Origin of the sequence: Helicobacter bilis ATCC 51630 (assembly GCF_000686565.1) — a bacterium.
GTDB lineage: Bacteria > Campylobacterota > Campylobacteria > Campylobacterales > Helicobacteraceae > Helicobacter_A > Helicobacter_A bilis.
Window position 1 is genome coordinate 98,813 of the sequence record NZ_JMKW01000003.1, and the last position, 24,160, is coordinate 122,972.

The 24,160-nt window shown below is 35.7% G+C and carries 26 protein-coding genes; 8 read left to right on the forward strand and 18 right to left on the reverse strand.

Annotated features, from left to right (window positions below; all coding sequences use genetic code 11):
• The first annotated feature begins 67 nt into the window (after positions 1–67).
• Positions 68–568 (forward strand): type II 3-dehydroquinate dehydratase, encoded by a 501-nt coding sequence (aroQ, locus tag T368_RS0100490; RefSeq protein WP_004088046.1) that lies wholly within the window; start codon positions 68–70, stop codon positions 566–568.
• Between the two features lie 258 nt (positions 569–826).
• Here the strand turns inward: aroQ and T368_RS0100495 are convergent, their stop codons facing one another.
• The 5 genes from T368_RS0100495 to exbB all read right to left on the reverse strand — a co-directional run bounded on the left by T368_RS0100495 (position 827) and on the right by exbB (position 6,586).
• Positions 827–1,300 carry a peroxiredoxin gene (locus T368_RS0100495; RefSeq protein ID WP_027338227.1) on the reverse strand — a complete coding sequence of 158 codons (474 nt, stop codon included), beginning with the start codon at positions 1,298–1,300 and terminating at the stop codon, positions 827–829.
• A 35-nt stretch (positions 1,301–1,335) separates the two neighbouring features.
• A complete protein-coding gene (locus T368_RS0100500; protein WP_027338228.1) occupies positions 1,336–4,851 on the reverse strand; it encodes a bifunctional proline dehydrogenase/L-glutamate gamma-semialdehyde dehydrogenase in 3,516 nt (1,171 codons plus the stop codon).
• A gap of 187 nt (positions 4,852–5,038) precedes the next feature.
• The gene (locus T368_RS0100505; protein ID WP_004088049.1) at positions 5,039–5,782 is read right to left on the reverse strand and encodes an energy transducer TonB; all 744 of its coding nucleotides are present in this window, start codon (positions 5,780–5,782) and stop codon (positions 5,039–5,041) included.
• Positions 5,748–6,140, reverse strand: a complete 393-nt coding sequence (gene exbD, locus T368_RS0100510) for a TonB system transport protein ExbD (RefSeq protein WP_004088051.1) — start codon at positions 6,138–6,140, stop codon at positions 5,748–5,750. The genes T368_RS0100505 and exbD overlap by 35 nt, the downstream gene beginning before the upstream one ends.
• An 11-nt stretch (positions 6,141–6,151) precedes the next feature.
• Positions 6,152–6,586 carry a TonB-system energizer ExbB gene (exbB, locus tag T368_RS0100515; RefSeq protein ID WP_027338229.1) on the reverse strand — a complete coding sequence of 145 codons (435 nt, stop codon included), beginning with the start codon at positions 6,584–6,586 and terminating at the stop codon, positions 6,152–6,154.
• A gap of 265 nt (positions 6,587–6,851) precedes the next feature.
• Here exbB and ureA point away from each other — a divergent pair, with 265 nt between their 5' ends.
• The 7 genes from ureA (at position 6,852) to T368_RS0100550 (ending at position 12,845) form a co-directional block, all read left to right on the forward strand.
• The gene (ureA, locus tag T368_RS0100520; protein WP_004088055.1) at positions 6,852–7,529 is read left to right on the forward strand and encodes an urease subunit alpha; all 678 of its coding nucleotides are present in this window, start codon (positions 6,852–6,854) and stop codon (positions 7,527–7,529) included.
• Positions 7,530–7,966: 437 nt separating this feature from the next.
• A complete protein-coding gene (gene ureB, locus T368_RS0100525) occupies positions 7,967–9,676 on the forward strand; it encodes an urease subunit beta (protein ID WP_004088057.1) in 1,710 nt (569 codons plus the stop codon).
• A 14-nt stretch (positions 9,677–9,690) separates the two neighbouring features.
• Positions 9,691–10,203, forward strand: coding sequence for an AmiS/UreI family transporter (locus T368_RS0100530; RefSeq protein ID WP_004088058.1), 513 nt, complete (start codon positions 9,691–9,693; stop codon positions 10,201–10,203).
• Positions 10,170–10,715: an urease accessory protein UreE gene (locus T368_RS0100535; RefSeq protein ID WP_230455657.1), complete on the forward strand. Its 546-nt coding sequence runs from the start codon at positions 10,170–10,172 to the stop codon at positions 10,713–10,715. Before T368_RS0100530 ends, T368_RS0100535 begins: the two co-directional genes overlap by 34 nt.
• Before the next feature lie 91 nt (positions 10,716–10,806).
• Positions 10,807–11,469, forward strand: coding sequence for an urease accessory protein UreF (locus tag T368_RS0100540; protein WP_004088060.1), 663 nt, complete (start codon positions 10,807–10,809; stop codon positions 11,467–11,469).
• Positions 11,470–11,484: 15 nt separating this feature from the next.
• Positions 11,485–12,090, forward strand: a complete 606-nt coding sequence (ureG, locus tag T368_RS0100545; protein ID WP_004088061.1) for an urease accessory protein UreG — start codon at positions 11,485–11,487, stop codon at positions 12,088–12,090.
• A complete protein-coding gene (locus T368_RS0100550) occupies positions 12,087–12,845 on the forward strand; it encodes an urease accessory protein UreD (RefSeq protein ID WP_004088062.1) in 759 nt (252 codons plus the stop codon). Before ureG ends, T368_RS0100550 begins: the two co-directional genes overlap by 4 nt.
• Positions 12,846–13,558: 713 nt before the next feature.
• Here T368_RS0100550 and T368_RS0100555 read toward each other — a convergent pair.
• From T368_RS0100555 to T368_RS0100615, 13 genes are all read right to left on the reverse strand, one after another.
• Positions 13,559–14,824 carry an acyl-CoA reductase gene (locus T368_RS0100555; protein ID WP_004088063.1) on the reverse strand — a complete coding sequence of 422 codons (1,266 nt, stop codon included), beginning with the start codon at positions 14,822–14,824 and terminating at the stop codon, positions 13,559–13,561.
• Entirely contained in the window at positions 14,781–16,037 is a 1,257-nt protein-coding gene (locus T368_RS0100560) for a LuxE/PaaK family acyltransferase (protein WP_004088065.1), read from the reverse strand. The genes T368_RS0100555 and T368_RS0100560 overlap by 44 nt, the downstream gene beginning before the upstream one ends.
• A complete protein-coding gene (locus tag T368_RS0100565) occupies positions 16,027–17,499 on the reverse strand; it encodes an AMP-binding protein (RefSeq protein ID WP_004088067.1) in 1,473 nt (490 codons plus the stop codon). The genes T368_RS0100560 and T368_RS0100565 overlap by 11 nt, the downstream gene beginning before the upstream one ends.
• Before the next feature lie 8 nt (positions 17,500–17,507).
• A complete protein-coding gene (locus T368_RS0100570; RefSeq protein WP_004088070.1) occupies positions 17,508–17,738 on the reverse strand; it encodes an acyl carrier protein in 231 nt (76 codons plus the stop codon).
• Between the two features lie 10 nt (positions 17,739–17,748).
• Positions 17,749–18,717, reverse strand: coding sequence for a transketolase family protein (locus T368_RS0100575; RefSeq protein WP_004088073.1), 969 nt, complete (start codon positions 18,715–18,717; stop codon positions 17,749–17,751).
• A complete protein-coding gene (locus tag T368_RS0100580) occupies positions 18,714–19,529 on the reverse strand; it encodes a transketolase (RefSeq protein WP_004088075.1) in 816 nt (271 codons plus the stop codon). The genes T368_RS0100575 and T368_RS0100580 overlap by 4 nt, the downstream gene beginning before the upstream one ends.
• Complete coding sequence (locus T368_RS0100585) at positions 19,529–20,272, reverse strand: SDR family NAD(P)-dependent oxidoreductase (RefSeq protein WP_004088077.1); 744 nt, start codon at positions 20,270–20,272, stop codon at positions 19,529–19,531. The genes T368_RS0100580 and T368_RS0100585 overlap by 1 nt, the downstream gene beginning before the upstream one ends.
• A gap of 24 nt (positions 20,273–20,296) precedes the next feature.
• A complete protein-coding gene (locus T368_RS0100590) occupies positions 20,297–20,818 on the reverse strand; it encodes an SPASM domain-containing protein (protein WP_004088079.1) in 522 nt (173 codons plus the stop codon).
• A 19-nt stretch (positions 20,819–20,837) separates the two neighbouring features.
• The gene (locus tag T368_RS12855; protein ID WP_080695781.1) at positions 20,838–21,347 is read right to left on the reverse strand and encodes a radical SAM protein; all 510 of its coding nucleotides are present in this window, start codon (positions 21,345–21,347) and stop codon (positions 20,838–20,840) included.
• A 10-nt stretch (positions 21,348–21,357) separates the two neighbouring features.
• A complete protein-coding gene (gene fabZ / locus T368_RS0100600; RefSeq protein ID WP_004088081.1) occupies positions 21,358–21,804 on the reverse strand; it encodes a 3-hydroxyacyl-ACP dehydratase FabZ in 447 nt (148 codons plus the stop codon).
• A complete protein-coding gene (fabZ, locus tag T368_RS0100605; RefSeq protein ID WP_004088082.1) occupies positions 21,801–22,277 on the reverse strand; it encodes a 3-hydroxyacyl-ACP dehydratase FabZ in 477 nt (158 codons plus the stop codon). Before fabZ (T368_RS0100605) ends, fabZ (T368_RS0100600) begins: the two co-directional genes overlap by 4 nt.
• Positions 22,278–22,283: 6 nt before the next feature.
• Positions 22,284–23,672: a hypothetical protein gene (locus tag T368_RS0100610; RefSeq protein WP_004088083.1), complete on the reverse strand. Its 1,389-nt coding sequence runs from the start codon at positions 23,670–23,672 to the stop codon at positions 22,284–22,286.
• A 244-nt stretch (positions 23,673–23,916) separates the two neighbouring features.
• Positions 23,917–24,102 carry a hypothetical protein gene (locus T368_RS0100615; RefSeq protein WP_027338230.1) on the reverse strand — a complete coding sequence of 62 codons (186 nt, stop codon included), beginning with the start codon at positions 24,100–24,102 and terminating at the stop codon, positions 23,917–23,919.
• Positions 24,103–24,160: the final 58 nt, after the last annotated feature.

Here is a 24,160-nt window from a genome sequence, read left to right on the forward strand (position 1 = left end):
TTTTGTTTAATAAAAGCCCTTTAAATTTTGATAGAATCTTGCCTTTACTTTATAATAAGGAGCATACATGAAAATATTAGTCATTCAAGGACCAAATCTAAACATGTTAGGACACAGAGACCCAAGACTATATGGGACTATGACGCTAGAACAAATCCATAATAATATGAGCGCATTTGCTGCGACACAAAAGGGTGCAAATGGTGAGTCTTTGGAACTTGAGTTTTTTCAAAGCAATTTTGAAGGGGAGATAATTGATAAATTGCAAGAATGCGTTGGTGGTGAATATGATGGCGTAATTATGAATCCGGGTGGTTTAACGCATACTTCTATTTGCGTAGCCGATGCGATCGTAGCATCTGGTGTGCCTGTGATTGAAGCACATTTAAGTAATATCCATGCAAGAGAGCCTGAAAGAAGAGTAAGCGTAACTGGTGCGGTGAGTGTGGGCATTATCTCTGGCTTTGGACCACTAAGCTATCATCTAGCACTCATTGCTATTATGAATGTGATAAATGAACTCAATATGCTAAAACAAAGTCAGCAACAAGCACAACAGCAATCTTAGTGTATTAAAAACACTAACACTAGAGTAAATAAAGCTATTTTTTGTCAAAACCTAAGATAGCTTTATATCGCCTTAAATAGCATATAGCTTATGAATTTTTTTTGTCGCATAAAGCCCTTAATTGCTATATACTTAAAAGCTTAAAGGGCTTTGAATATTATCTCTTCAGTGCTATTAAAATCTTATGTCTTTATATTCTCTTTCAATTTAAGTTCATTACACATAAAAGATAGAAAAATATGAGAACAAATACAGAATCTATTTGTTTTTATCTAAATTTGTAAGGTATGTAAGGATTGTTTGTGCGTGTCCTTTTGCTTTGACATTATAAAAAGATTCTATAATTTTTCCTTTTTGTATGATAAAGGTGCTACGATAGATCCCCTGCACTTCTTTACCATACATTATCTTTTTACCATAGGCATGATATTTCATCGCTACACTTTTATCACTATCGCTTAAAAGCACGACATTTAAATCCTTGCTTTGTATAAACTTTTTATGTGTTGCGGGTTTATCTGGGCTAATGCCTATAATAATGGCATTATGCTTTTGAAAAGATTCTTGTAAAGCACTAAACTCTTGTGCCTCTGTGGTGCAACCACTCGTATTATCCTTTGGATAAAAATATAAAATGATTGTATAATCTAGCAAATCCTCTAAAGCAATCACCACATTATCTTCATTTGGTAAGCTAAATAATGGGGCTGTATCTCCTGCTTTTAACTGCATTTTTTCACTCATCTTTTTTCCCTTATATATAGAATCTATTTATTACCTTGCAATGCTCTTCTACCAAGATTCCCATATCTATGGAATGCAATGCTTGCGGCACGCTCTGTGTGATAGTATAAAAGCTCAAAATATCCATTTGCATAGGGCTTATGATATGCGATTAACTTTCCTTTCGCCCTGCCCTGCCCTATTAGCTCTTTATGTACAAGATTCTTTGTATTGGGTGCGGCAAGATAGCGGATAAGATCATACTCCCCTGCACTCTCAATAAACTGCTCTAGGCTTTGATACTCAATAGTAATATTTTTTAGCCGCAATGTTTTTATATGCTCTAGCACAAAGCCTAAATTTTCACTCATTTCTGTGGCTTTAAGGCTAATGGTAAGCCTTGCATTAATTAACTGAGTGCTAGCAATAATGCTTAAAATATCACTTAGAGAATCTTCTTTTCTAACACGATAAATGACTGATTTTACCGGCACATAGTAAAAGAGATTGTCTTCTCCCCTTATATGCACGAAATCTCTTTTTTGTAAAAACTCATTTTCATGGAAATACGCATAGCTTTTTGCAGTTTGTAAAAACGCCTTTAACTCATTTTTTATGCCCTCATCTTGCGTAATATTAATAAGATATTGCATACTATCAATAAAGCTATGCCCTATATTGAAATTTGTGTTTTCTTGTGTGTTATTAGGGATAATATCTACAAATTGTGCCACATAGTTATAACTTCCAGCCTTTCTGCCAAAGCCAACTGCTGACTTTTTAATCCCACCAAATGGCTGCCGCAGGACAATCGCCCCTGTTGTAGATTTATTAATATAAAGATTCCCTGCTTCAATGTGCTTTAGATAATAGTCCCATTCTCTTTCATCAAGAGATTCAAAACCGCTTGTTAAACCATATCCAGTAGAGTTTGCAATATCTATGGCATGCTCTAAATCTTTCGCACATATAACTGATAAAATCGGCGTGAAAAATTCACTCTTATGTGAGTAGCTACCCTCTTTTACACCATATTTAATACATGGTCGCATTGCATAGGGATTCTCATCTTCAAAACTTGGGGCTAATACCCACTCTTCACCTTGCTCTAACTCTAAGCCCTGCTTTACTTTCTCATCAATAGTGCTGCTTAGATACCCTAACTTATTCTTAAAATCAAATGGATTCCCAACATGAAGGCTATTTGCCGCATCAATCAATGTGCGTTTAAACTGCTCATCTTTATACACTTCCTCTTCAAGTATGAGTAAAGAAGTAGCACTGCATTTCTGCCCAGAGTTAGAAAAAGCTGAATGGATAATGTTTTTTACTGCTTGGTCTCTATCTGCCATTTTGCTTACAATAGTCGCATTTTTACCGCCTGTCTCAGCGCTTAAAAATAGGGTTGGATTCTCTTTTAAAATCTCATAAGCCGTATCTTCCCCACCTGTTAGAATCGCAAAATCCGCTTCTTTTAATAGAATCTCATTTACATCCTTGCCACTTGCAGGTAAGAATACAAGATAATCTTTAGGCAGTCCCGCATCATAAAAACACTGCGTTAATATACTGCCTGTAACAGCAGAAATATTAGATGGTTTATAAATCACTCTATTCCCACTAGCAAGACTAGCAGCAATGCCACCAACAGAAATAGCAACGGGGAAATTCCACGGCGTAATCACTACGCCAACGCCCTTTGGCTTTAGCATAAAATCTTTATGTGTTTCTAGCAATTTATACATGCTATGCGGATAGAATCTAAGAAAATCTATCGCCTCACTTACCTCAGCATCAGTCTCTGCGAAAGTTTTACCCACTTCAAGGGCTGCTATACCGATTAAATCATTACGCCTTTCTGCTACAATCTCTGCAGTTTTCAACAAAATCTCGCCAAGCTTTTCATAGCTTAGTATATTTTGTGCTTGTTTTACATACGCCATAGCCGCTTTTAAGCTATCCTTATTTGCTAAATACACATTAGCAATGACTTTATCGCCGCCTTTTTGCTTAATCTCTCTTTTATTGTCTTTTGGAGTTTTCTCGCCAATTATTGGTGTAACCTCAATAGATTCTGTATTTAGCCACTTTGTCTTAATCGCCTCCGCCCATTCTCTATTTGGTTTCAATATAAAGTTAGTATCAGGCTCGTTAAAGAAAGAAGCAAGATTTGCTTTTTGTGTAAATGGGGCTTTAAGTCTATTTTGCTGCCTATAGCTTGTCTCTTGCACGCTTTTTATACCCTCGATTGATTGTAAAAAGATTTGTTCCTGCTGTTTCCACGCAATAGAATCAATCTCTAAATCAAAGGCATAACGCATAAAGTTATCTTTACCTGTATTTTCATCAAGTCGCCTTACAAGATATGCAATAGCATTATTAAAATGCGCATCATCGCATACCGGGGCGTATAAAATAAGCTTATTTCTTGAAGCTACCTCAAAACTTGCTTTTAAGTTCATACCCTCAAGCATTTCAAAAGTAAAGCTATCTTGCGCCCCTGCTCTATTTATCCTTGTCATTGCATAAGCGATTTGAAAGATATTATGCGATGCGATACCTATATCAATGTATTTAAAATTGGAATCTTGCAGGATATAATCAAGCATTTTATTGTAGTTAGAATCTGTATCAACCTTTTGTCTAAATGTCGGCAGTTCCCAACCTTTCACGCTTGCAATAGTCTCTTCAGCCTCCATATTCGCACCTTTTACAATGCGAATCTTAATCGGGGGCTTACCACTCTCTACTCTCGCTTTAGAAAAGGCTACTAAAGTTTTTAGATATTCATAAGAATCTGGTAAATACGCTTGTAATACAATCCCAGCTTTAATATCAAACTTCGCAAGAGATTCCATAAAGGCTGCCACCGTGAGTTCCAAGTCCTTAAACTCTTCCATATCAAGATTAATAAACTTTGAAATCCCTGCCTTTTGCTTTTCTTCTGCAATGCCATAGAGCTTATCAAGCCTTGCTACTATCTCACGCTTTGAGTATTCAAAATCTAGGATATTGATTTGAGAAAAAATAGTTGTAATTTTGATAGAGATATAATTAATGTAGTTTGAGTTTAGAGCGTCTTCATACTTTTGCAAACGATAGTTTGACTCTAGATTCCCAAGCACCTCTTCACCGATTAGATTCACATTTAAGCCAATGTTTTCACTAGCCCTTTTATCTGCATGTTTTTTCAGGGCAATGGGCGAGGCATCTAGCACCATAGCTTTTGTGTCTTTTTTTAGATTCTTTATGAAAAAAGGCACACTCACACATGGCATACTCTTACCCACACCCAAAAATAGCTGCAACAATACCTTTTCAAACGAAGAGAAAAAATCAGCAATCCCATATTTCTGCAAAGTATGCGAGATGAGTTCGTGTGCCATTTCATTATCTTTTGAGCGAAAACTTCTATCAAGCAACTCAATAAGCATGACCTTACTGCTTGGATTTTCAAGCATTTTCATCATCTTTTTACGGAATCTTTTCTCTTTACAACTTAAATCACTATTGATTTTGTGCTGCAATGTCTTTGCTAAGGACAAACTTGCCTCAATTATCTCTTTATTATCAACGGATTGCATAATATCTCCTTTCAAACTAAGCATAAACGCATATTGTAACCCAAAGTTATGCAATAAAGAGTAAAAAAATATAAAAATTTATATTTTATTTATAGGGCTTTTAGTTTATTTACATAAAGGCGAAATATCCGGAAACTTATGCAACACAATATCACATATTCCGCTATCCTCTCTGTAAATTATAAACAATTGGAATCTCAACATATACATTTTCATCTGGTTTTGGGAAATGCTTACACGCTCTTTTTAAGGTCTTAATCGCGGCTTTATCAAGCAAAGCATGTGGTGAACGCCTTACAATCTCAAAGTGAGAAACCTTTCCATTTATATCGATATAGAATTTTACAAGCACCTCTCCTTCATACCCCCTTTGCAATGCAAGCGGCGGATAGATGTGTCGCTTCTCTACCGCACGATGTATGGCTTGCAGAAACTCGTTTTCATTGCCATCAGAGAAACGCATAATCTTGATATTTTCTTGTGCGAATGCTTCATTATTAGGCTTTGCTGTCGTAGTGGCTTTTGTCGCCTCTGTCTCTTGTGCTACTTCTTTTGGGGATTCTGGAATCTTTTCTGCAACCTCTTTTTGTGGCTCTTCCATAGCTTGTAATGGCGTAGGTTCTGGCTTTGGCGGGGCTTGTATCATCTCTTTTTTTGGTTTGTGTATTTGTGGCTTATGCACCTTTTTTGGCTGCTCTACTCTCTCTGCTATGGGGTCTTTGCTTGGAGGGGCAAAGGCTGAAAGCTGAATGGTTATAAACTGGTCGCCATCTTCTTTTTCTTTAAATACATTCACATTGCTATATATGCTATAACTAAAGATTCCCACCGCACCTATAAATGCGAATGCAACACCATAAAAGCTTGGATTCTTAATTACGCTGCGTATCGATTCTAAATTTATCATGATTATGCCCCTTTTTTGTGAGCTGGTCTATCACAAACACTAATCGCTCAAGACTAGAATTCTTGTCACCTTTAAAATGCACCATAGAATCATTTGGTATCGTGCTTATAAAAGATTCAAAGTCATCTATATTTATTTCCTTATCATCTACATATATATTATTGTCCGCATTAACTACAATTACAATGGGTTTTTTATCATCTTTTTTTTCCTGTTCTGTGCTGCTTGCATTTGGCACTTCCACTTTTATTTTTCCTTGTGAAACAAAGGTAGAGATTGATAATACAAGTGCGAGTAGGACAAGCATAATGTCGATAAAAGGGACAATATTTAATCCATCTCCGCGTTTAATTTTCATAATAATTCCCTTTAGTCTGCATGTTTCTTATTTAGAATCTTGAAGCGATTTACCTTTGTGTCTGCCACACGCAAAAACGCATTATAAATCATTAAAGTAGGAATGGCGACTACAAGCCCAAGTGCTGTTGCTTTCAATGCCATAGATAGCCCAAGTGTTATGCTTTTTACATCAATGTTGCCACTACCACCCATATCATAAAACACAATCATAATGCCTACCACCGTGCCTAAAAGCCCAACATAAGGCGCATTAGAATACACGATATATAAAAGTGTGAGATTTTTACTCACATCTTCTTCTAACTCTTTCACATCGGTGTATTTCTCAAACTGCAAACGAGTAAAAAACATAAATCTTTCAATACTAAAATACACAACAAGCAATGCCATAAAACCCAAAATACTAAATACAAGCGGATCAAGATAGATTTTCAAAAACTCCATAATACCTTGCAAAATAAACTCCATATTCAATTTTATATGATTTGCAATAATAGCATAATAAGATTAATTTTTACTTTTAGTAATATTAAAATATTAATTTTTGATAAGCTTTGTTATTTTCATAAGAATATTGTGAAACAAATAGTGGTTAAAAATCTACAAGTGAGATATTTCACCGCAAAAATAACAAACTATAAAGCATGTTACTATTTTGTTTATACTTATAGTGTAAATACTTATTTTTACATTTCATAAAGGAATATTCATGAGATTAACCCCAAGAGAGTTAGATAAGATGATGTTGCATTATGCTGGGACTTTGGCAAAGAGTCGCAAAGATAAAGGCATAAAGCTAAATTATGTAGAATCTATTGCCTATATTTCCATGGAGATTATGGAACACGCTAGAGAGGGCAAAAAAAGTGTCGCTGAACTCATGCAGTTAGGAAGGACGCTTTTAAAAGCAGATGATGTGATGGAAGGTGTGGCAAATATGATACATGATGTGCAAGTTGAGGTGAGTTTCCCTGATGGCACAAAGCTTGTTACGATTCATAATCCTATTGAAGATAGCGGCAAACTAAAACCGGGTGAGTTTATCCTAAAAGATGAAGAGATTGTGTTGAATGCAAATAAAGATTCTATCAGCATTAAGGTTACAAATAAGGGCGATAGACCTATACAAGTAGGCTCACATTTTCACTTTTTTGAGACAAATAAACTCTTAGTGTTTGATAGAGAGATGGCTTATGGCAAAAGGCTTGATATTGCGTCTGGGACTTCCGTGAGATTTGAGCCCGGAGAGACTAAGAGTGTAAATCTCATTAGCTTTGGTGGGAATGAAAGATTATATGGATTTAATGACTTAGTCAATGGGCAAATAAGTGAAGTCAATAAGCAACAAGCCTTAGATAATGCGAGAAATAAGGGTTTTATAGATTGAGTTAGGGTGATTATTCTTTTAAACAATAATAGGGTTTTGTTGTATTAAGTGAAGTGGCAAGACTTTATTTTGTTATTGAATATGCAGGTGTTAAAAGTTTTGTTATGTTGTATTGGTTTATGAAAAGTCTTTTTATAGAAAGAGATGTTTCGGCATCGGAGTGCTTCAACATGACAAACCAATACGACAAGTTAAAATAAAAAGTCTCATTTGTCATATTGAGTGTGAAGTGCGAAATATTTGTTTTATAAAGAGGGTTTCGGCATAAAAGCTACAACATAGCAAACTAAGGTAAAAAACTTCATTTTGTGAAATGTAAATGTTAGAATCTGTATTTCACATAAAGGGAAGTTTCAATACTAATAGAGACTTTAACGCAACAATAAAGCTAAAGATTCTAATAAGACTTTAAAATTAAACCATAAGAAAGGAAAAACATGACAAAGATAAATAGACAAGAGTATGTCTCAATGTATGGACCAACAACAGGTGATAAGATAAGACTAAGCGATACAGAATTATTCGCAGAGATTGAAAAAGATTATGCGATATATGGAGAAGAGATTAAGTTTGGCGGTGGCAAGACTATAAGAGATGGTATGGCACAATCTGTAAGCAATAGTGAAAATGAGCTAGATTCTGTAATCACAAATGCAGTTATTATAGATTACACTGGAATCTATAAAGCAGATATAGGCATAAAAAATGGAAAGATTTTTGGCATTGGAAAAGCGGGGAATAAAGACACACAAGATGGTGTATGTGATAAACTTATTGTTGGCACAAATACAGAAGTAATAGCTGGTGAGGGACTAATCGTTACTGCTGGTGGCATTGATACGCATATCCACTATATTTCACCTACACAGATTCCAACGGCTTTATATAGCGGCGTTACCACTATGATTGGTGGTGGGACTGGTCCTGCGGCTGGGACTAGTGCGACGACTTGCACGCCGGGGAGTTGGCACATGCGTGAGATGATTAGGGCGACACAGCATTATGCTATGAATTTTGGCTTTTTTGGTAAGGGTAATAGCTCGAATGAAAATGCTTTGAGTAAGCAGATAGAATCTGGGGCTTTGGGCTTAAAGGTGCATGAAGATTGGGGTTCAACACCCGCAGCGATTAATCATGCGCTAAATATTGCAGATAAATATGATGTCCAAATCGCTATCCATACTGACACACTCAATGAGGCTGGTTGCATGGAAGACACTTTGCAAGCAATTAATGGCAGAACGATACACACTTTTCACACAGAAGGTGCAGGTGGCGGACATGCCCCTGATATTATCAAAGCAGCAGGGGAACTCCATGTATTACCCGCTTCAACAAATCCTACGATTCCCTTTACGACAAATACTGCTGATGAGCATTTAGACATGCTTATGGTGTGCCATCATTTAGATAAAAATATTAAAGAAGATGTGGCTTTCGCAGATTCTAGAATCCGCCCTGAGACAATCGCTGCGGAAGATACCCTACATGACATGGGAATCTTTTCTATCACAAGCTCTGATTCACAAGCTATGGGTAGAGTTGGCGAAGTCATTATTAGGACTTGGCAGACAGCTGATAAGTGTAAAAGAGAGTTTGGGGCATTAAAAGAAGAAAGGGGCGATAATGATAACTTTAGAATCAAACGCTATATCGCAAAATATACCATAAATCCAGCGATAGCACATGGCATTGCAGATTATGTCGGCTCTGTTGAGATAGGTAAAATCGCTGATTTAGTGATTTGGAAGCCTAGTATGTTTGGTGTGAAACCTGAAATGATTCTTAAAAATGGCATGATTGTCGCAGCAAAAATAGGTGATAGCAACGCTTCAATCCCAACACCACAACCAATAGTCTATGCAGATATGTTTGGTAGTGTGGGGAGTGCGAGATATGATTGTGGATTTACCTTTGTATCAAAAGTAGCATTTGATTCTAATATTAAAGAAAAATATGGGATAGAAAGAAATATTCTACCCGTAAAAAATTGTAGAAATATCACAAAAAAAGATATGAAATATAATGATGTGGTAGAAAAAATAGAAGTAGATTCTGAAACCTATGAAGTAAAGGTAAATGGAGTAAAAATCACTTCAAAACCCATTAGTAAAGTGTCCTTAGGGCAGCTTTACACTCTCTTTTAGTAAAAGGTGTGTAAATGCTAGAAATTGTATTGCTTTATGTAGCCATTGTGCTTATTAATAATGGAATCTGTAGGCTTAGCAATATCGATAGCAAGAGTGCTTCTATTATGAATATCTTTGTAGGCTTACTCTCTGTTATTATTAATGTTATAGCCATTATACATGGTGATTTTAATAATGATAAAAGTGATTTTTATGCAGCAGCGACCGGCTTATTATTTGGCTTTACTTATTTATTTGTCGCTGCTAATAATCTTTTTAATCTTGATACAAGAGCGTTTGGCTGGTATAGCCTATTTGTCGCGATAAACTCCATTCCAGCGGCATATTTGAGTTATAAAGATGATGTCGTGCATATCTCATTTACTGCCATTTGGCTTGCATGGGGAGTCTTGTGGCTCACTGGCTTTATTGAGTGTGTTTTAAAGATTGAGTTAAAGTTTGTGCCTTATCTTGCTATTTTTGAGGGCATTGTTACAGCGTGGATACCTGCTTGGCTATTTTTCATGGGTATTTGGAGCATGTAGTGATTGTTACAAAGATTTTAGGGAATCTAAGAGATATTAAAGAGACTGATATACAAGTAGATTCTATAAATATTGAGTGGTTTAACACAAGAAAAAGAATCGCAAGATACACTTCACAAACCGGAATTGATATTGCCCTAAAGTTTGAGAAGCCCCTAAGTATCGGGCTAAATCATGGCGATATTGTCTTTAGAGATGAAAAAAGTATAATCGCAATTTCTATTTTGCCGACACATATTCTAAATATATACGCAAAAACAGAGCTAGAGATAGCTAGACTTTGCTATGAGATAGGTAACTATCATTTGCCTTTATTCCTTGGAGAGAATGCGTTTCATTTTCGCACACCTTTTGAGTTACCACTGCAAAGATTGCTTGATAGATACAACATATTCTATAAAGAAGAAGAGGGCATACTAGATTCTAAAGATAGACTACAAGCAAGTCTCATAGCCCCAGAACCAAGTCTTAAAATTGCAAATGATTTTAAAGTGATAGTGAATAGTAGATAGGCTATTGTTTAGAATCTTTTAAGCAAAATTAAGCATAAGATTTTATAAAAGATTCTAAACAGAATCTAATAAGGTAGAAGGATATTAAAACATGGATTTTTTACTTTTACAGATTAATGACTCGGCATTTCCTATCGGTAGTTATACGCAGTCTTTTGGGCTAGAGACCTATGTGCAAAAGGGCTTAATCACAAATAAAGATGAAGCCTATAATTATTTACACACTCTGCTTTACACACAAATGCTTTATACAGATTTACTCGCTATAAAGCTAATCTATGAAAGCAAAACTTTAGAATCTATACTCAATATAGAATCTTTAATGAATGCCTCAATCCCAGCAAGAGAAACAAGGGAAGGTATGCAAAAAATTGGCTTAATTTTCATTAAAACTTTAGAATCTATGAAGCTAGATTTACCCCCATTTTTTAAAGCATATATAAAAGATTCCATATATTCTACACATCAAAGCGCTTATGCGGTATTTTGTAAAGCAATGGCTATTAGTTGCAAGAAGTCAATACAGCATTACGCTTACGCACAAATCTCAAATACCCTTACAAATTGCGTGAAGCTTATCCCCTTATCTCAATATGATGGACAGGCAATACTTGCAAGACTTCACGCAGATTTTAACACTATTTATGAAAAGATTCTAGAATTAAGTGAAGATGAGTTTTGCAATGCTTTCGTGCATAATGATATGCAGGGTATGCTACATGAGAGTTTGCACTCAAGACTTTATATGTCATAATTTAAAAGGATAAATATGGTAAAGATTGGAATCTGTGGTCCGGTGGGCAGTGGTAAAACCGCTTTGATTGAAAGTCTTACAAGGCTTATGAGTAAGGATTATTCACTTGCGGTTATAACAAATGATATTTACACAAAAGAAGACGCAAACTTTATGTGTAAAAACTCTGTCCTGCCAGAAGAAAGGATAATCGGCGTAGAGACAGGCGGCTGTCCCCATACTGCAATTAGAGAAGATGCATCTATGAATCTTTGTGCGGTAGATGAAATGGAATCTAGATTTAAGGATTTAGAGATTCTATTTATTGAGAGTGGTGGGGATAATCTATCGGCTACTTTTAGCCCAGAACTTGCTGATTTTACTATCTTTGTGATTGATGTATCAGGTGGGGATAAGATACCAAGAAAGGGTGGTCCGGGCATTACAAGATCTGATTTACTCATTATAAATAAGATTGATTTAGCAGAATATGTTGGAGCAGATCTTAGTGTAATGGATAGAGATTCTAAAAAAATGCGAGGGGATAAGCCCTTTGTCTTTACAAATATTAAAGCTAAAGTTGGATTAGATGAGGTGATAAAGTGGATTAAAAAATACGCACTTTTAGAGGATTTAGCGTGAGTAGCTACGCACAGACAAGCAAACTTTACTGCCATGTAAAAAAGGGGGCAAGTGGAAAGACAATTATAGAATCTATGTTTTTCACACCGCCCTTAAAGATTATCGCCCCATTCTATGAAAATGATATGGCAAATATCATGCTTTTAAATGTATCCGCAGGGCTTATGGCAGGAGACATGCAGACTATAAATTTTGACATTGACACGCAAGCAAGAGTGAAAATCACCTCACAAAGCTATGAGAAAATCCATAACACGCAAGATAGCCTTGCTATGCGTAATACGACACTAAACCTTGCAAATGATGCTTTGCTCATATATACGCCACTTCCCTGCATTCCCTTTGCAAACTCAAGCTTTAAAAACACAACGACAATATATTTACAAGAAGATTCTAAGCTATATTATGGCGAGATTTTTTGTGCGGGACGCATAGCAAGAGATGAAATATTTGCTTTCAAGCACTTTCATCAAAGGCTTTTTATCTATCAAAATAACGCATTGATATTTTATGATAATATGAACCTAAAGCCAGATTCTATAAATCTTAGAAGCATTTGTGCTTTTCATACTTTTACGCATTATCTTCATTTTGTAATCTATGATAAGAATATAAATGTAGAGAAACTACAAAGCATTATAGAAGATTCTAAAACTTACACTGCCCTAAGCTTACATAATGATATGATTATCATAAAAGCCCTTGCAAATGAGAGTGAAGATTTGCTAGAGCTGCAAAAGAAATTTTATGAATGAATGCCTAAACCTATTCCCAAATTGCACACATATTGCCAATATTTTAACCCTTTCAATTATATTCAAGTAACAGCGTAAAACATAAGCTTTTTGTGTGATTTTTGTATGGTGTTTGTATATTACATTTTCACTTTATAAATACTAAAAAACCTAAATATAAAAAACATATAATTAAATATTACAACTATCTATAAATATAATCAACAAACACATAAAAATATAATAAAAATATTCGAAAATACGCTTAAAATGCAAAAAAATAATTAACAAATAGGTGCTCACTCTTAAAAGTTAGTGTTTTTCATAATGATTGCATTACTACTTAATACCTTGTCCAGTCTTAGGCTTTATTATTGTTTAGTGTTAGATTATTGGTGTTTGATGTTTTTATTCTTAATATTTAATATTAGTATATAATACACTATCGTCTATCTCTCATCACTTATTGTTTCCTACTATACCGCAAAAATCATAATCTAAGTTTGAAAAGTTTAATTTGTCGCTAGCATCTAGTAAACCTCATTGCCAACCTGCATTAAATTGTTATGAGTTGGTATTATTGTTTTTTTAAATTACTATCACATCGTTAGTTCTATTAAACACATTGTCACTAGTCAACTTGTCTATGCGAAGGGGAATACATAATAGCCTCAATCTTTTATCATTATAAAATATATTTTTCTTGCAAATAATTTCAAATACCAAAGACCCCATTATCTCACATCAATAACCCTACTCATCGTGTTGATAATATCATATCCGTCCCATACCAGTGAAAAATCACTACTTTTGCCAATAGGCACAATTCTATCAATCCCCAAAATCCCAAGCGTAGCAATCTCTTCAAGTATCATTTGAGAATCTAGCCCAAAATAAGTCAAAGTTTGAAATCGCTTAGAAACGATACGCAAAACTTCTTTTATACAATCTCCACTAGATTCTATAAAGCTCCCACACGCACAAGTATAGTTTTCCACTCTTTCATCTAGCAATGGCACATAGATTCTACTGATAAGGTTGTCGTGTGTAGGCTCTATTTTTACATTATCTACATTTAGGGCGACATCACATTGCGTTATAAGTTTATCTATGGCTACAATGCTCTCAAGCTCATATCTATCTTTTATATTAAGCCACACATAATGCCAGAATCTATTCCTTGCTTCATTAGCATAATCCTTATTAAGCCAAAAGATAAGTCTAGGGGAAGAGCAAGCATTTTGGTCATACAAATATGTATCATTATAAAAATGCCCTGCCAGTGTTTGTAATTCACTTTTATTTAGCTTAAGTAGCGATTTAGAATCTATCACACTTATAGAATATCTATCTGCAAAACATAACTCTACGCAACGAGGTGCTATGGGGCTTTGCCGTATGTTATTTATCGTTGTATCCCCACCCCAAATCACTCTTACATCAGCTAAAGATGATAGTTTATCTGTTATCTCTTTTGAATGTGAATATTGTATGATTCTTATATATTGTGTCATCTCATATTGACTTCTTAGATTCTCTAAAAGTCTGCATAAAATCTCTGTTTGTTTGAAAAATTTGCTAGATACCCGTATCACACTTGCATTACCAGAGAGTATCCCAGCCACTAAAGAATACACAAAGTTTATAGGCACATTTGATGGTGCTATATGAAAGCTTAGACCCCTACCCATTCTATTATGCAAAGAATCCTCATAATCTTTTTTAAGTTTTTCTATATTTGCTTTGCGGATAAAAAAGCCAAATGAGATTATATCAGCATAATTTTTTGCTTCACTATCGCTCATTATAAGAAGTGAAAGTTTATGTAAAAATTCGCACACTCTCTTATCAAAAATTTTTAATGCAGGAAGCTTTTTTAGCTCATCTAATTGCTTATAAAATTCCGCCTCATCTAAGATGGGAAACAAGCATTGCAAAGAAGTGTTAGAATCTAGGCTATTTTTGCTCATAGGTGTCGCTACATCCTCTAATTTCAGCATTTTGTATTCTCCCATTGATTGAAAAATATTTACCCTTTCTGCCGCAAGGGCAGTCGTCTTCACCAAGTATTGTGCCTACATCTTCGCTTAAAATAATATGCCCCGGATATGAATGCGGCAAAAGGGATACAAGCTCTAAAATCCCCTCTTCGCCCATATCTGCTATGCTAAAATCTCTAGCTCTTCTTACAATAATATCTGCAAAAATAGGCGTGTGTAAAACTCCACACTCACATTCCATATAAATAGAGCCGGTTTGCTCTACCATACCATAGTAGTTGTGTATCTTTCTCACACCGCACACACTTTCTAGCTCACTTTTAAAACGCTCTTTTGACACTGCTTGAGAAATAAGCTTTTTCCAACCACCGCCGTGAATAAGAATAGAATCTTTTAAATCTAAAAAGAGATTTAACCTTTTTAACTCATTATAAAAATGCTGCCACACAATAAATGTAAAGCCAAATAACAGAATCTTTTTGCCCTTATGTTTCTCTATAAAATCCCTTATCAAAGCAACATTAAGATTCATATCCTTATCAAGTGCATAGATTTTTTCCCTAGCAAACATAGAAAATCCAAGCACTCCAGCACCCCTAGCAGAAAACATAGCTCTATTTTGCAACAAGTGAGAGCTATCAATAATAATCATAGGCATTCGGTTATTGCCTATAAAGCTTTGCATAATCCTTGATAGTGCTTTTGTTTGATTAAGTGAAGTTTGCTTGTCTAAAAATATTTGCGATACGCTCTGCCCACTTGTGCCAGAAGAAGTCATTGTTTTTATGATTTCACTTTCTTTTATGCTTTTTAATGTGTAATGCTTGAATAGTCGCACGGGCAAAAATGGTGCATTATAATAAGAATCTAGATTCTGCGTTATCTTTTTAGCACTTTCAAGGGAGTTTGTAGATTCTAGAATCTTGTCATTTTTGCAGGTGTGGGCAAGAACTTGTTTCGTGTGAGCCATAGGCGAAAAATCTTGTTGAGATTCTACATTAGATACTTCGCCTAAAGGCTCAGTATGACAATTAGATTCTAGACTCCCAACACCAAGTGCGTCTAATATTCTTTTATACTCATTACAATGTTTATAATGAAACTTGCAAAGCTCTCTTATATTTTGTGTTAATAAACTCTCTTTCTCTTCTTTGCAAAGGCTATAAGGATCTAGCTTAAAAATGCTTTCATAATCAATAACACTATTTTCCATCGCCACACTCTTTTTTCACAATGTCATCTAGCACAGAGTAGAGTATCTTGCCAGAACTACTTCTTGGCAAAGATTCTATGTATTTAACCTTTAGTGCTGTGGGGGCTATTTTTAGCCTATCACAAAGTAGCTTTTTAACTTCTTTGTGCTTGTCTTGCGTGATAAAAATATACAGCATATCATCTACTCCGCTAGATTTTGCCTCTAGCCCTTGAAACTCACTTTCTATAATGGAATCTATATCATCAAGGTTTATCCTTCTGCCAAACATTTTTATAAAGCGATTCTTTCTCCCCACTATGTAGTAGTAGCCTTCACTATCTCTTTGTGCTATATCGCCTGTGTGTAGCACACCACCAAACTCATCTTTTTTAGCTAAACTGAAACGATTTTCACTATAACCTAAAGCTACATTTTTCCCCTTATAGATAAGCTCTCCTTGCGTGTTGTCTTGCTCTATACGATTGCCTTTAGAATCTAGCAAATAAAACTCTCCATTAGGGATAGCTACACCTATGCTACCGCATTTTTCTATTGACTTTTCACTTGGAAGATAGCTCATTCTAGCAGTAGCTTCTGTTTGTCCATACATTACGATAAATGCTTTATTGCTAGATTTAGCAAATGTAGCAAATTCTTTATGCAACTCAATTGAGAGCTTCCCACCTGCTTGTGTCATAGTTTTTAGATAAGGTAAAGACATATTAAAAAACTTTAGCTTTTTTAGCATTTCATAAGTATATGGCACACCAGAGATTGAGCTAGCTCTTTGTATTGCGATAAACTCCCAAAGCTGCTTTTGCATAAGTGATTTATCGCTTAATAAAACCATCGCCCCGCTATACAAATGCGTATTAATCACTGATAAGCCAAATGTATAATGCAAAGGCAGGATTAAAATCGCTCTTTGTGTTTTGTCTATATGCAAATATTGAATAATAGATTCTGTATTGCTTTGTAAGTTTTCATAGCTTTGTCGCACCATTTTAGAGCTACCCGTAGAACCCGATGTGCTAAGTAATAGGGCTAATTCACTATATAAACCTACATTTTGTGGAATCTGCCCTAAAGTTTGCAAAAGTGCGGGGGATTGCAAAAGTGTGTAGGAATATTGCCCTAACACTTCTTTAAAACCACTGCGTATAAACCTATCCTTTAGCCTATCAGGTAGCCACAAAAACTCTGGGCTATAATCAAGCAAAAGCTTATCTAGCGTATTAGAATCTAAATTGCAATCTACCATTAAAGGCACAATGCAAGATTCAATCATACAAGCATAGCCCACTAAAGCTCCCATAGAGTTTTCGCATAGATTCACGCATAATGCTTTGTTAGATTCTATCCTATCTAGCACATTGCTTAAGCTCAAAGCAAACTCTGCTAACTCATTATAAGTAACAGCATTGCCCACATCATCAAGCACAGCGACCCTATCGCCAAATCTTGCAAAGTCAAAAAACATTTTAGGATTTACTTAAGATTGATACCATATTTTTTAAGAATCTCTATGCCTTTTTCAAATGAGCTAAAATCAATAATATCATCAGTTTCTAGCTCAATATTAAAAGCCTCTTCAAGTGCCGCCATAAGAGCCATATGTCCTACACTATCCCACGCTGGAATAGCTTGATATGATAGCCCTTCTACTTCATCTTCACCTATATTTAAACTTTCCATAAAGCACGATTTGTATGTTTGCATTTAAGCCTCCTTAATTAAAATGAGATTGTATTGTTTGTGCTATTTGTGTAGCACAAAGTCCGTATTTTTCTAGCTGATAAGAATAATCAGCGGTATGCCCATAAGAATCTGGCAAACCAATGATTATTTGCCTAGTATCACAGCCTATTCTTGCTTTAAATTCTGCTATTGCACCTCCTAGCCCACCTATTATGCTATGCTCTTCTATTGTTGCTATAAGTTTATGCGACTTGCACGCATTAAGCACAGCCTCTTCATCTAGTGGTTTAATCGTATGTAAATCAATGACAGAGCAGCTTATGCCATTTTGCTCTAATATTTCTGCTACTTTGAGAGAAGTATGCACCATACTGCCTGTGGCAATAAGAGCGACATCATCTCCACTTTTTAGCGTAATTGCCTTGCCTATCTCAAAGTCAAAATCTTCTTCATACACAATTGGCACATTAAGGGTATTTGTAAGTCGTATGTATGTAGGCGATTGTCTCAAAGCTACTGCATAAAGACTTTTTTTTATCATACCGCAATCACTTGGGGAAATAATAGTCATATTTGGAATGCTTCTAAGCAAAGCTATATCTTCCCACCCATAGTGAGAGTGTCCAAGCTCACCCATACCCACACCACAGCCAAGCCCCACAAGCTTTACATTAAGATTCATATAGCCTAGATTCATACGGATAAAGTCAAAACATCTTCCTGTTATAAATGGTGCAAATGAAGAGGCAAAAGGGATTAATCCCTCTTTTGCTAATCCTGCAGATACAGAAATAAGACTTTGTTCAGCTATGCCTGTATTAATAAAGCGATGTGGCATAACTTCACGCATTCTACCCAAGCCTGATGAGCCTCCCAAATCCGCCGATAGGGCAAATACATTCTCATTCTTAGCAATAAGCTCCATTAAAAGCATTCCATAAGCTGCCCTTGTGCCGATTTTACTTAGCATTTTTGCTTCTTTACTTGTAAATGCACTCATTTTTGCACCTCCAATTCTTGCAAGGCTAATTCAAAAAATTGTTTTGTAAGTCTATTATGATGCCATTCTGGCTTATTCTCCATAAATGAAATGCCATTGCCTTTGATAGATTCTGAAATAATAATGCGTGGCATATTTTGTGGATTCTTCTTTGCTAAAGCCTTATCAATTTGCTCGATATTATGTCCGTTTATTTGCTCCACATAAAAGCCAAAACTCTCCCATTTTCTAGCCATATCCCCCATATCTAGCACAGAGAAAGAGAATCCATCACTTTGACAACTATTCTTATCTAAAATAATGGTTAAATTATCTAGCTTATTATGTGCTGCAAACATCGCTACTTCCCACACACTCCCTTCATTACTCTCGCCATCGCCAATAAGCGTATAGATATGAAAGTCTTGTTGCTTTATCTTTGCTGCCTTTGCTATGCCAACAGCCAAACCCACGCCCTGCCCCAAACTCCCCGTTGAAGCCTCTATGCCAAGATTCACATTCATTACAGGATGCACGCAAAAAGCACTATCATTACTCATAAAGCTATCCATTTCACTCTGCTTTACTATGCCACATTCCACAAGCACAGCATAGAGCGCTACCGCACAATGCCCCTTGCTTAATATGAATCTATCTCTCAATTCCCAAGTTGGATTTTTAAAATCATATTTCAAATGTTTCAAATACAGCACACTAAGAACATCAATAATAGACATCGCCCCGCCTAAATGCACACTCTTTTGACAATCATACGCAATTTGCAAAATGCGTTTTTTGCTATTTAAGATTCTATGTCTTAAATCTTCTTTCATCACGCCCTACCTCCATCTACTCGTATTACTTCCCCATTAATAAAACTGCTTTTACTTGAGAGTAAAAATACAATCACCTCTGCTATTTCATTTGGTGTAGCCATTCTTTTTAGAGCGATATTTTGAATTGTTGTTTGCTTTAAACAATCACTCATTAGCATAGGCATATTTGTATCTGTAATGCTTGGGGCTAGAGCATTTACCCTTATGTGAAATGGGGCTAATTCACTGGCTAATTTTTTAGTCGCACCAATGAGACTAGCCTTACTTGAGACATATTCAAGAGAGCCCGGGATTCCATCAAGGGCGGCAACAGAGCTAAGATTCACAATAGAGCCATTTTTATGTCGTATCATATTTTTTAAAAGTCGTTGTGTTAAAAGCAGGGGAGAGAAAAAATTCACTTGAAACACTTCTTTTATTTCTTCTATCTTTGTCATAGAAAAAAGTCGTGCTTCCCCCACAATGCCAACATTATTAACAATACCATCAAGTGCTACCTTAAGCTTTAATATCTCATTAGCCGCATTCATCACTTCTGCTTCATTAGCAAAATCAGCATAAAACATAGCAAGATTCACGCTATATTTTCTAGCTAGATTCTCTAATTCTTTTTGAGAGTTAGAATCTTGTGTTCTATTCATAGCAATAATATTTGCACCATTTTTAGCACATAGCTCTAGTGCTGCTCTACCTATACCTTTATTGCAGCCGGTTATAACTATATTTTTATCTTTTAACATTACTTAAACATTCCTTTTTTACACTCAATCACTTATATAATCCTCTTTACTAAAAATCTCTTTTGCCTTATATGGCGTGAATATAGTCCTATCTTCAGGCAAAAACTTCTCTCTAAATTTAAAATTATGCGCACTTATGCAAATAGGGCTAAACTCACCAAAATATTTAATAGAAAATCCATAATCTAGAATCTCCTTTAAACTCTGCTCTTTTATATTGCCAATAGATATATTGATATACGGACATACAAGCACTTCGCCAAGAGGTGTGATATATGTCCTATTCACAGTCCAGCAACCACTAATTTTAGTTTTTGTCTTATCATACATATCCCAAGTATTAAACACCACATCATAATTCTTGCGTATCCCATCAAGTATTTTAAAATCTTCTGCGGTCATTCTATCCTCCTTTAAAGAGCCAAAAGGCATAGCCATAATGAGATAAGAGGTATAACCCTTAGCCTTTGCATAATCAAGCAGGGCAAATAAATCCGGATCCTTTGCGTTGTAATGCCCAAAAATAACATTAGGGAAAGCCGCCATACCAGCTTCACTTGCATAATCAAGCGCATTTAAAGCCCTTTGGTGAGCGTCTTTGATACTTCGCCCCCCCCCCCCCCCGTATTCTGTTAAATTCCTCTGCGTTCATACCGCTTACTGATACTGCCATAGCGTCTAATCCAGCTTCTGCTAAATCCTTAGCATATTGCGGTGTAATTAAATATCCATTTGTGATAAGTATCATTTGGAATCTCTCTGGCTTGAAAGCCTGAATGAGTTTTAGCAGACTTTCCTTATTGATTGTTAGCTCCCCACCTAAAAGCACAATCTCCCAAATGCCTAGCTCGTGTGCCTCATCTGCAATTCGCTCTATTTCACTTAGCTCCAAACGCTCTTTGTTATATTTATTTTCTACCTCTGAGTAGCAAAAAGTGCATTTAAAATTACAAGCATTATGATAGTTAAGCGTGATTGAGCGAGGGGTCTTGCCCACCTTGCCACCATTATTTTTTAATGCTTTTATATATTTATGCACCTTTGATACGACTATGGGTTTTTTTAACATTGACATTTGTTTGCTCCTATTTTAATGTGATTAAATCCTGCGGGACAGCTAGTGTTAAATCCACTTGAGAAATACACTTAGATTCACAGCTAATACTTGCCTTGCACTCTCCCACGCCTCTTTTGTAAGAGAGCAAATCCGCACGGACAGAAAGCACATCGCCGGGCAAGGCACTTGTGTGAAACACCGCATTAGAAATCCTAGAGATAACCGACTTCTTGCCTTTCATATTTGGCATTGTCATCACGCATAATGCTGCGGTATTAAACATAGCCTCTAGCTGCAATGCTCCGGGCATAAGCGGATTATCCGGAAAATGCCCCACAAAATACCATTCATTAATGCTAAGATTCTTCCTAGCGACCATATATTTTCCCGCCTCACCCTCTAATATAGAATCTATCATCAAAAACGGATAGCGATTTTCTAAATATTCTTGAATTTCAAGTATATCCATAGTCATTTTAGCTCCTTTGGGACTATATTTTTTAACATATCAGGCATACAGATTTTTATCTGCCCTTCACACACGACTTTATTTTCTACCATACCTTTGCCCTTGCCTATACCTATCCCTCTTTTCCAGCTTAATGTCTCTACTTCCATTTCTAGCTTTTGCCCGGGGACTACTCTTTGACGAAGTTTCACACCATCTACTTCTAATATATTTATAGGCTTTTTCTCATTACCCGGGAGCGTTAAAAACACATAAGTGAAAAGCTGTGTCAAAGCCTCTATTTGAAGCATACCGGGCATTATTGGATCATCTTTAAAATGTGTGGGGAAAAACCACTCATTAAAGGTTACATTTTTATAGCCCTTGATATATTCTCCGGGCTTTAGCTCGGTGATTCTATCCACATACAAGTATGGGTAAGCGTCTGCGGTTAAAGCTTGAATGTGATTTATTGTTAGTTGTTGTAATAGCGGTGTCATTGTGGATTAGCTTTCTTTTTTGGATTTTTGGTTTTGTGTTGTGCTTGTGTGGGCTGTGTGATTTTTAGAATCTAGATTTTGCGCTAAATCTGGGTGGGTGCAGGGTTTAGGGTGCATTCTTATAGAATCTAGATTCTTGTCATTTTTGTAAGTGTGGGCAAGAGCTTGTTTCGCGTGAGCCATAGACGAAAAATCTTGTTGAGATTCTACATTAGATACTTCGCCTAAAGGCTCAGTATGACAATTACTAGATTCTATATCCTTGTCATATTGAGCTTTTGAAAAAGGCGAAATATCTTTATTAGATTCTAATTGTTTTACACAACGATAGCCTAGATTCTCTACATCTACACTACAAGGTCTATCCATATCCCCATCAGCTTTAAACATATAGAGATTTTCCCCATAAGCATGATAATAAATCTCTATATTTTTTGCCGCATAAGGTGAAAACCAGCTTGGGATTATATTTATATCATCTTCTAATCTCTCTACAAATCCAGCCCTTTTAAGCCCTTCTCTATCCATATTTTTTTGATATAAATCTATATATTCATAGTCGTTTTGTTTCATAAGCATATCAAGTGCCTGCCCTGCCCTATGAAACTGCTCCCTATCACCCAAAATATCTACTATTCTTAGAACCCTAGCTCCATTATACGCCACTTCCCTGCATACAAGCACAAGGCTAGATTCTAAGCCATAAAGCTTATATGTAAATACAGGATTATTAAAATATCGCTTGTTGATATACCACGGCGATTTATAGGGGTTATGCTTTTTAAAAGATTCATTATCAAATACTTCATACATTTGCTTAAAATCTCTAAACAGCACTAATTCCGCTTGATCCTTAGATTCTATATCAAGTATTGTCTTATGCGTAATGCGAGCGATTTTATACTCTTTTTTATCATTTAGTCTATAAAAATGATCTAATCGCCCCACCATATCATCTTTGAAATATTTTTTTGTGAGAATATAGGTCGTCTCTTTCTTTGCACCAATGCCAATGTAGGAACGCATTTTTACACTCATCATAAAGCGTTTGCGATATAAAATCTCTAGTCCCAAAAATGGCAAAAGTGCATTTGGACTTGTGCGAAACATACCGCCAGACATATCAAAAGGCTCTGTGTCATCATCGCCCTTTGAGTAGATATAAATGCCCTCACACGCATCTATTTTGCCTGTCTGCCTATTCACCGCTAAAATGTAATTAACTCTATCTCCCACTCTAAATTCATATTCAAAAAAATCTCTATTTACTGCTAAAATGTGATTCTTATCCCAATATTCTTTAAGAAATGCCATAATATTATCTATATCATTAGGCGTAGCTAATCGTATCTCGTATAGCTCATCAAACTTTGTATTTGCTCGTTTAAAGTTCATAAGATCCCTTTCAGTGCTATTGTATTTTGCAATATGAGATAAACACTCGTTGTAGTCAAGCTGTGTAGGCAAAATAGCATAGCTAAGACATAATAAACTATACGAACATTATTAAAGTCCAAAAGAAATGAATTTGCGGGAAATTGATGTGAATCAAGAGTAGAAGAATACTCTATACATTTTTCATCTTTTTTTAATCTGTTGAAATGTTGTTTATATGCGGAATATGTAGATTGACGAGACTCTAAAGAATCACATTGAAAACCAAAGGGGGGGGGGGGGTGATAGTAGATACTACCCGCTCCATTGCAATAACACCGTAATTTGATTTAAAAAAATCAATTTGAGAATCGAATTCATTTATATCAAAGCTATTCTTGGTATCCCTACACAGCGGTGTATAAACAATTGCAAAACTATTCTCTATCACAATCTGCCCTTGAAAATTTAGTCATATTTTTTTATTGTATCTAAATAAAGTTAATCGC

What these genes read in the sequence shown, in the direction of transcription:
- aroQ (WP_004088046.1), top strand. Translation starts at nt 68, where the DNA reads ATGAAAATATTAGTCATTCAAGGACCAAATCTAAACATGTTAGGACAC.
- T368_RS0100495 (WP_027338227.1), bottom strand. Translation starts at nt 1,300, where the DNA reads ATGCAGTTAAAAGCAGGAGATACAGCCCCATTATTTAGCTTACCAAAT.
- T368_RS0100505 (WP_004088049.1), bottom strand. Translation starts at nt 5,782, where the DNA reads ATGATAAATTTAGAATCGATACGCAGCGTAATTAAGAATCCAAGCTTT.
- exbD (WP_004088051.1), bottom strand. Translation starts at nt 6,140, where the DNA reads ATGAAAATTAAACGCGGAGATGGATTAAATATTGTCCCTTTTATCGAC.
- exbB (WP_027338229.1), bottom strand. Translation starts at nt 6,586, where the DNA reads ATGGAGTTTTTGAAAATCTATCTTGATCCGCTTGTATTTAGTATTTTG.
- ureA (WP_004088055.1), top strand. Translation starts at nt 6,852, where the DNA reads ATGAGATTAACCCCAAGAGAGTTAGATAAGATGATGTTGCATTATGCT.
- ureB (WP_004088057.1), top strand. Translation starts at nt 7,967, where the DNA reads ATGACAAAGATAAATAGACAAGAGTATGTCTCAATGTATGGACCAACA.
- T368_RS0100530 (WP_004088058.1), top strand. Translation starts at nt 9,691, where the DNA reads ATGCTAGAAATTGTATTGCTTTATGTAGCCATTGTGCTTATTAATAAT.
- T368_RS0100540 (WP_004088060.1), top strand. Translation starts at nt 10,807, where the DNA reads ATGGATTTTTTACTTTTACAGATTAATGACTCGGCATTTCCTATCGGT.
- ureG (WP_004088061.1), top strand. Translation starts at nt 11,485, where the DNA reads ATGGTAAAGATTGGAATCTGTGGTCCGGTGGGCAGTGGTAAAACCGCT.
- T368_RS0100555 (WP_004088063.1), bottom strand. Translation starts at nt 14,824, where the DNA reads ATGCTGAAATTAGAGGATGTAGCGACACCTATGAGCAAAAATAGCCTA.
- T368_RS0100560 (WP_004088065.1), bottom strand. Translation starts at nt 16,037, where the DNA reads ATGGAAAATAGTGTTATTGATTATGAAAGCATTTTTAAGCTAGATCCT.
- T368_RS0100565 (WP_004088067.1), bottom strand. Translation starts at nt 17,499, where the DNA reads ATGTTTTTTGACTTTGCAAGATTTGGCGATAGGGTCGCTGTGCTTGAT.
- T368_RS0100570 (WP_004088070.1), bottom strand. Translation starts at nt 17,738, where the DNA reads ATGCAAACATACAAATCGTGCTTTATGGAAAGTTTAAATATAGGTGAA.
- T368_RS0100575 (WP_004088073.1), bottom strand. Translation starts at nt 18,717, where the DNA reads ATGAGTGCATTTACAAGTAAAGAAGCAAAAATGCTAAGTAAAATCGGC.
- T368_RS0100580 (WP_004088075.1), bottom strand. Translation starts at nt 19,529, where the DNA reads ATGAAAGAAGATTTAAGACATAGAATCTTAAATAGCAAAAAACGCATT.
- T368_RS0100585 (WP_004088077.1), bottom strand. Translation starts at nt 20,272, where the DNA reads ATGTTAAAAGATAAAAATATAGTTATAACCGGCTGCAATAAAGGTATA.
- T368_RS0100590 (WP_004088079.1), bottom strand. Translation starts at nt 20,818, where the DNA reads ATGGCGGCTTTCCCTAATGTTATTTTTGGGCATTACAACGCAAAGGAT.
- T368_RS12855 (WP_080695781.1), bottom strand. Translation starts at nt 21,347, where the DNA reads ATGTCAATGTTAAAAAAACCCATAGTCGTATCAAAGGTGCATAAATAT.
- fabZ (WP_004088081.1), bottom strand. Translation starts at nt 21,804, where the DNA reads ATGACTATGGATATACTTGAAATTCAAGAATATTTAGAAAATCGCTAT.
- fabZ (WP_004088082.1), bottom strand. Translation starts at nt 22,277, where the DNA reads ATGACACCGCTATTACAACAACTAACAATAAATCACATTCAAGCTTTA.
- T368_RS0100610 (WP_004088083.1), bottom strand. Translation starts at nt 23,672, where the DNA reads ATGAACTTTAAACGAGCAAATACAAAGTTTGATGAGCTATACGAGATA.